Source organism: Pseudoalteromonas sp. BSi20311 (genome assembly GCF_000239875.1).
Lineage (GTDB): Bacteria > Pseudomonadota > Gammaproteobacteria > Enterobacterales > Alteromonadaceae > Pseudoalteromonas.
This window is the reverse complement of the sequence record NZ_BADU01000002.1, coordinates 110211-118141: the sequence shown is the minus strand read 5'-3', so window position 1 is coordinate 118141 and position 7931 is coordinate 110211. Positions and strand designations below refer to the sequence as shown.

At 44.0% G+C, this 7931-nt stretch carries 5 protein-coding genes; all 5 read right to left on the bottom strand.

What is annotated here, in order from left to right; translation table 11 throughout:
* Window positions 1–354, bottom strand: a 354-nt coding sequence (locus tag P20311_RS00670; RefSeq protein ID WP_036984549.1) for a GTP-binding protein, incomplete at its 3' end; no start/stop codon positions are given.
* A 63-nt stretch (window positions 355–417) separates the two neighbouring features.
* Window positions 418–2532 carry an elongation factor G gene (gene fusA, locus P20311_RS00665; protein ID WP_008108486.1) on the bottom strand — a complete coding sequence of 705 codons (2115 nt, stop codon included), beginning with the start codon at window positions 2530–2532 and terminating at the stop codon, window positions 418–420.
* 27 nt (window positions 2533–2559) lie between these two features.
* Window positions 2560–3030 (bottom strand): 30S ribosomal protein S7, encoded by a 471-nt coding sequence (rpsG, locus tag P20311_RS00660; protein WP_010392135.1) that lies wholly within the window; start codon window positions 3028–3030, stop codon window positions 2560–2562.
* Between the two features lie 97 nt (window positions 3031–3127).
* On the bottom strand, window positions 3128–3502 hold the full coding sequence (gene rpsL / locus P20311_RS00655) for a 30S ribosomal protein S12 (protein ID WP_002958885.1): 375 nt from the start codon (window positions 3500–3502) through the stop codon (window positions 3128–3130).
* A gap of 194 nt (window positions 3503–3696) precedes the next feature.
* A complete protein-coding gene (gene rpoC / locus P20311_RS00650; RefSeq protein WP_008108469.1) occupies window positions 3697–7869 on the bottom strand; it encodes a DNA-directed RNA polymerase subunit beta' in 4173 nt (1390 codons plus the stop codon).
* Window positions 7870–7931: the final 62 nt, after the last annotated feature.

Here is a 7931-nt window from a genome sequence, read left to right as displayed (position 1 = left end):
CTCACGAGTTTGTGGCATAGGGCCATCAGTCGCAGCTACTACTAAGATAGCGCCATCCATTTGAGCAGCACCAGTGATCATGTTTTTAACATAATCGGCGTGTCCAGGACAATCTACGTGTGCGTAGTGACGAGTTGGTGTATCGTACTCAACGTGTGACGTTGAGATTGTGATACCACGCTCGCGCTCTTCTGGAGCGTTATCGATTGATGCGAAATCTTTAGCAACACCGCCGTATACTTTTGCAAGTACGTTAGTGATTGCTGCTGTTAATGTCGTTTTACCGTGGTCAACGTGGCCGATTGTACCTACGTTTACATGCGGTTTTACGCGTTCAAACTTTGCTTTTGCCATCTTAAAAAATTCCTAATAAAGAAATTAAAGTCTAACTCACTATTAAGTTAAACAAGCTAAAAATCATATTACAGCGCGAGCTGAAATTATTGTATCTGCAACCTGCTTAGAGGCTTCAGCGTACTTCAAAAACTCCATAGAGTATGAGGCACGGCCCTGTGTTGCAGATCGTAAAGCAGTCGCATAACCGAACATTTCAGAGAGTGGTACCACAGCATTAATTTGCTTAAGGCCACCAAGTGCATCTTCCATGCCTTCGATCATGCCGCGACGACGGTTTAGGTCGCCAACTACATCACCCATGTTTGCTTCAGGAGTGAGTACTTCAACCTTCATTACTGGCTCTAAAAGTGCAGGGTTTGCATCTAGCGCACCTTGTCTCATAGCCAGTGAACCTGCTATTTTAAATGCCATTTCATTCGAATCTACATCATGGAATGAACCATCATATAAAGTCGCTTTAACACCAAGTAATGGGTAGCCTGCCAGTACACCTTGAGCCATTTGCTCTTGGATACCTTTGTCTACCGCAGGGATGTATTCTTTCGGTACTGAGCCACCTACGGTTTCGTTAACGAACTCGTAAATTGGGGCTTCATCATCCGAAATATCCATCGGTTCAAGTTTAAGCCAGACGTGACCATATTGACCACGACCACCTGATTGACGTATAAACTTCCCTTCAACTTCAACAGTTGAACGAATAGCTTCTCGGTATGCAACCTGCGGCTTACCAACGTTACATTCAACACTGAATTCACGTTTCATACGGTCGACAATGATATCAAGGTGAAGTTCACCCATGCCAGAGATAATAGTCTGGCCTGATTCTTCGTCAGTTTGTACGCGGAAAGACGGATCTTCTGCCGCTAGTTTTCCTAGCGCGATACCCATTTTATCCTGGTCAGCGATTGTGCGAGGCTCAACCGCAACAGAGATCACTGGTTCTGGGAACTCCATACGCTCAAGCGTAATGATAGAGTTCGGATCACACAGTGTCTCACCTGTTGTTACGTCTTTGAGACCAATAGCCGCCGCGATGTCGCCTGCGTAGACTTCTTTGATCTCTTCACGTGAGTTTGAATGCATCTGAACGATACGACCAAGACGCTCACGCTTACTTTTTACTGGGTTATATACCGCGTCACCCTGTTTAACAGTACCAGAGTAAACACGGAAAAAGGTTAAAGTGCCAACAAACGGGTCTGTTGCAATCTTAAAAGCAAGTGCAGCAAACGGCGCTTTATCATCAGCAGGACGCTCTTCCTCAGTACCATTTTCTAAGATACCTTGGATTTGTTTCACTTGTGTTGGTGAGGGCATATATTCAACAACGCAATCAAGCACAGCTTGAACACCTTTGTTTTTAAATGCACTACCACACGTCATGGGAACAATTTCGTTCGCTAATGTGCGTTGACGCAAAGCATTTTTAATTTCTGCTTCGCTTAACTCTTCACCTTCTAAGTATTTATCCATTAGTTCTTCAGTAGCTTCAGCAGCGCTTTCAACTAAGTGAGAGCGCCATTCTTCGGCTAGTTCCTGAAGTTCTGCCGGTATTGCCTCATAAGAGAAAGTCATCCCCTGGTCTTCATCATTCCAGTTAATGGCTTTCATTTTAATAAGGTCAATAACACCTTTAAAGTCGTCTTCAGCGCCAATAGGCAGCTGGACTGGAACAGGCGTTGCTCCAAGACGAGATTTCACCTGGCTTACAACCGTTAAGAAGTCAGCGCCCGTGCGATCCATTTTATTTACGAAGATCATTCTCGGAACTTCGTATTTGTTCGCTTGACGCCAAACTGTCTCAGTTTGCGGCTGTACACCCGATGAAGCACAAAGAACAACTACCGCACCATCTAGTACACGTAAAGAACGCTCTACTTCGATAGTGAAATCTACGTGTCCTGGGGTATCAATAATATTGATGCGATGGTCGTCAAATTGCGCGTCCATCCCTTTCCAGAAACACGTTGTTGCAGCAGAAGTGATTGTGATACCACGCTCTTGTTCCTGCTCCATCCAATCCATAGTTGCGGCGCCATCATGTACTTCACCGATCTTATGAGAAAGACCTGTGTAGAACAGAACACGTTCTGTTGTGGTGGTTTTGCCTGCATCTACGTGAGCACAAATACCGATATTGCGGTAACGCTCAAGTGGAGTTGTACGTGCCATAAAATCCTCTTAAAGGTTAAGGACAGATTACCAACGGTAATGAGCGAATGCTTTGTTCGCTTCAGCCATACGGTGAACGTCTTCACGTTTCTTAACCGCAGTGCCTTTATTATCAGCAGCGTCAACGATTTCTTGAGCTAAACGTAAGCCCATAGATTTTTCGCCACGCTTACGTGCAGCGTCTACTAACCAACGCATACCTAATGCGTTGCGACGTACTGGACGTACTTCAACTGGTACTTGATAAGTTGAACCACCAACACGGCGAGATTTAACCTCTACCTGTGGGCGGATGTTATCAAGTGCAGTTTCAAAGATTTCTAGGTGCGACTTGCCTGATTTCTCAGCAGCCACGTCTAGCGCACCATAAACGATTTTTTCAGCAGTAGATTTCTTGCCGTCTAACATTACGATGTTAACGAATTTAGCAAGAAGTTCCGATCCGAACTTAGGATCTGGAAGAATTTTACGTTGACCTATTACGCGTCTTCTAGGCATTTTGTATCTCCGGTTTATTCAGGTTTGTCCTTTTGGAACAATCACCCAAAACAATAATTAATAATATTTAGTGCTTGGCCTTACTAACGGAAAACAATTAGCCTTTAGGGCGTTTTGCACCGTATTTAGAACGAGCTTGACGACGGTCGCTAACGCCTGCACAGTCAAGTGCACCACGTACAGTGTGAAAACGCACACCTGGTAAATCTTTAACACGACCACCACGGATTAGGATTACACTGTGCTCTTGAAGGTTATGACCTTCACCACCGATGTATGAAGTTACTTCGAAACCGTTAGTTAAACGTACACGAGCTACTTTACGTAACGCCGAGTTTGGTTTCTTAGGTGTAGTTGTATATACGCGAGTACATACACCACGCTTTTGCGGACACGCTTTAAGCGCAGCTGAGTTACTTTTAGTAACCTTGCTACGACGTGGCTTACGCACTAGCTGGTTAATAGTTGCCATTTAAATAGCTCCTGAAATTAAAATTACTACTGAAAAAAATAAAAAATCCGCCCTTGTTTTACCAGCATGTTTTAAACGTGCAAGTAAATGGGTGGCGGAATTTTAATGAGCAAAGATTGACCTGTCAACCTAAACCGCTCGCAAGGCAGCAGATAACTACCTTGCTAAACTCTAATCTATTGATTAGATTCGGTTTATTGATTTCCAGATAAATCCGCGTTTAAAGCATCAGTTAGTGCTTGAGTTGCCTCTTCTGCACTTACCGTTTGCTCTTCAACAACGTCTTTTTGCTTACGACGAGCCATACGCTCTTGATGATACGCAAAACCGGTACCGGCTGGGATCAATCGACCCACAATTACGTTTTCTTTCAGACCGCGTAGTTCATCGCTCTTACCATTTACAGCGGCTTCTGTTAGGACACGAGTTGTCTCCTGGAACGAGGCTGCTGAGATGAAAGATTCTGTCGCTAGTGATGCTTTTGTGATACCCATTAACTGGATTTCAAACTTAGCTGGGATCTTACCTTGAGCTTCAAGGTCGCGGTTTGCGATATTAACGCGTGCCACTTCAATTTGCTCACCGGCTAAGAACTCAGTATCACCACCGTCTAGAATGATACATTTACGTAGCATTTGACGAATAATAGTTTCAATGTGCTTATCATTGATCTTAACGCCCTGCAAACGGTAAACCTCTTGCACTTCGTTAACAATGTAGTTAGCAACATGAGTCACACCACGTAGGCGTAAGATGTCATGCGGTGATTCTGGACCATCGGCGATAACTTCACCTTTAGACACTTGCTCACCTTCAAACACGTTAAGTTGACGCCACTTAGGAATCATTTCTTCGTAATGATCGCCTTCAGCTGGTGTAATAACTAAACGTTTCTTACCTTTAGTCTCTTTACCGAAGCTAATCGTACCGGTGATTTCAGCTAAGATAGCTGGATCTTTCGGCTTACGCGCTTCAAATAAGTCGGCTACGCGTGGTAGACCACCCGTGATATCACGAGTTTTCGAACCTTCTTGCGGAATACGTGCTAACACGTCACCTGGGTTTGCAGTCGCGCCGTCAGTTACTTCAATCGTGGTGAATGAAGGAAGGCGCGTTTCTTGCAGGCCACGCTCATCACTTTCAATGATAAGTTTCGGCTCTTTCGCATTCGCTTTAGCAAGATCTTTAACAACTACACGGGTTAAACCGGTTAGTTCATCAGTCTGTGCTTCAGTGTTTGAATCATCGATATCGCTGAACGATACTTTTGACTTATGCTCAAGAACGATTGGGTGACTATGCGGGTCCCAAGTAGCAACGATGTCGTTACCTTGAACTTCTGCATTGTCTTGCACTGTTAATACCGCACCGTAAGGTACTTTATAACGTTCTTTCTCACGACCATAGCTATCAATGATAGTGATTTCGGTAGAACGTGAGGTAATAACAATCTTACCGTCTGTATTTAATACATATTTAGCGTTGTGAAGTTTTAATGTACCGTTTGTTTTAACTTGTACATTATTTTCAGCAGACGCTCTTGATGCCGCACCACCGATGTGGAAGGTACGCATCGTAAGCTGTGTACCCGGCTCACCGATTGACTGTGCCGCGATAACACCTACTGATTCACCCGCGTTGATGATATGACCACGTGCAAGGTCACGACCATAACACTTAGCACAAACACCAAAGTCGTTATCACAGGTGATAACTGAACGTACACGAACTTCATCTACTGAGTGCTCTTCTAAAAGGTCACACAGTTTTTCGTCAAGCATGATGTTACGCTCTACAAGTACTGTATTAGTACCTGGAATTACAACATCTTCAGCAACAACACGACCTAGTACACGTTCGCGAAGTGCTTCTACAACGTCACCACCTTCAATTAGCGGTTTCATTGTTAAGCCATCTTCTGTGCCACAATCGTCTTCATTGATTACCAAATCTTGTGCAACGTCTACTAGACGACGCGTTAGGTAACCCGAGTTCGCTGTTTTCAGTGCTGTATCGGCAAGACCTTTACGCGCACCGTGCGTTGAGATGAAGTACTGAAGTACGTTTAGACCTTCACGGAAGTTAGCCGTGATTGGCGTCTCGATGATTGAACCATCTGGACGTGCCATTAGACCACGCATACCTGCTAGCTGACGGATCTGAGCGGCACTACCACGAGCACCTGAGTCGGCCATCATAAACACTGAGTTAAATGACGGTTGCTCTACTTCTTCACCTTGGGCATTGATAACCGTGTCTTTTGACAAGTTGGCCATCATTTCACGTGATAAGTTTTCATTTACACGTGACCAGATATCGATAACTTTGTTGTACTTTTCACCAGCCGTTACAAGACCTGATTGGAATTGTTGGTTGATTTCAGTTACTTCAGCTTCAGCTGATTCAATGATTGATGCTTTAACTGGTGGGATAACTAAGTCATCGATACCAATTGAAACACCTGACTTCATTGCATAGTGGAAACCGGTGTACATGATTTGGTCAGCAAACATAACTGTGTCTTTTAGACCAAGACGACGGTAACACTCATTAATTAAGCCAGAAATCTGCTTTTTACCTAGGGCTTGGTTGATTGACTCATACGGCATGCCTTTTGGTAAAATTAGAGACAGAATCGCACGACCAACAGTAGTATCAATCACGGTTACAGTGTCTTCAACAACACCTTCTTCGTTTTTAACTGATTGGCTAATACGTACTTTCACTATCGCGTGAAGGTCGGCATTACCACTACGGTATGCTTTTTCTGCTTCTTTTGGATCTTTAAATACGGCGCCTTCGCCTTTCGCGTTAATGCGGTCACGCGTCATGTAATAAAGACCTAATACAACGTCCTGTGAAGGAACGATGATTGGCTCACCATTAGCAGGCGATAAGATGTTGTTTGTCGACATCATTAACGCACGAGCTTCTAGCTGCGCTTCAATTGTTAGCGGTACGTGTACCGCCATTTGGTCACCATCGAAATCGGCGTTGTAGGCCGCACATACTAATGGGTGCAAATGAATCGCTTTACCTTCGATAAGCACAGGTTCAAACGCTTGGATACCCAAACGGTGAAGTGTTGGTGCACGGTTAAGTAATACTGGGTGTTCACGAATTACTTCGTCTAGTACATCCCATACTTCCGCTACTTCACGCTCAACCATCTTTTTAGCTGCTTTGATTGTCGTAGCCATGCCGCGACGTTCTAATTTGCCATAGATGAATGGTTTGAAAAGCTCTAATGCCATCTTCTTAGGAAGACCACACTGATGAAGCTTAAGTGTAGGACCAACCGTGATTACAGAACGGCCAGAGTAATCTACACGCTTACCAAGTAAGTTCTGACGGAAACGACCTTGCTTACCTTTGATCATATCAGCAAGCGATTTAAGTGGACGTTTGTTAGAACCTGTAATTGCACGACCACGACGACCGTTATCAAGTAGCGCATCAACCGCTTCTTGTAACATACGTTTTTCGTTGCGTACGATAATATCTGGTGCAGCTAAATCTAGTAGACGCTTAAGACGATTATTACGATTAATAACACGACGGTAAAGGTCATTTAGATCAGATGTCGCAAAACGACCACCGTCTAGTGGTACTAATGGACGTAAGTCAGGTGGCAATACTGGAAGTACTGTCATAATCATCCACTCAGGGTTATTACCTGATTGGTGGAACGATTCCATTAACTTAAGACGTTTAGTGATCTTTTTACGCTTAGTTTCAGAGTTAATTGTTGGTAACTCTTCACGCATTTCTGCAATTAATTGAGCAAGATCGAGTTCACGCAGTAAGTCTAATACTGCTTCAGCACCCATCTTCGCTTCAAACTCATCGCCGTGCTCTTCAAGTGCATCTAGGTATTCTTCTTCACCTAATAGTTGACCACGCTCAAGCGTTGTCATACCAGGCTCAGTTACTACGAATGATTCGAAGTAAAGAACACGTTCAATATCACGAAGCGTCATATCAAGCATTAAGCCGATACGTGACGGTAATGATTTTAAAAACCATATATGCGCAACTGGACTTGCCAGTTCTATATGACCCATACGGTCACGACGCACTTTAGTGAGTGTTACTTCAACGCCACACTTTTCACAGATCACACCACGGTGTTTAAGGCGTTTATATTTACCACATAAACACTCATAATCTTTCACTGGGCCGAAAATACGGGCACAGAATAAGCCATCGCGCTCAGGCTTGAAAGTACGGTAGTTAATAGTCTCAGGTTTCTTTACTTCACCGTATGACCATGAACGAACCATGTCTGGTGAAGCAAGACCAATGCGAATTGCATCGAATTCTTCGGTCTTATTTTGTTGCTTCAGAAACTTAAGTAAGTCTTTCACCTTAGCTCTCCTGTCGGAGTTAATCTTGAGGACGGATGTTCTCGTCCCTACATTCTATTCAG

What these genes read in the sequence shown, in the direction of transcription:
- fusA (WP_008108486.1), bottom strand. Translation starts at nt 2,532, where the DNA reads ATGGCACGTACAACTCCACTTGAGCGTTACCGCAATATCGGTATTTGT.
- rpsG (WP_010392135.1), bottom strand. Translation starts at nt 3,030, where the DNA reads ATGCCTAGAAGACGCGTAATAGGTCAACGTAAAATTCTTCCAGATCCT.
- rpsL (WP_002958885.1), bottom strand. Translation starts at nt 3,502, where the DNA reads ATGGCAACTATTAACCAGCTAGTGCGTAAGCCACGTCGTAGCAAGGTT.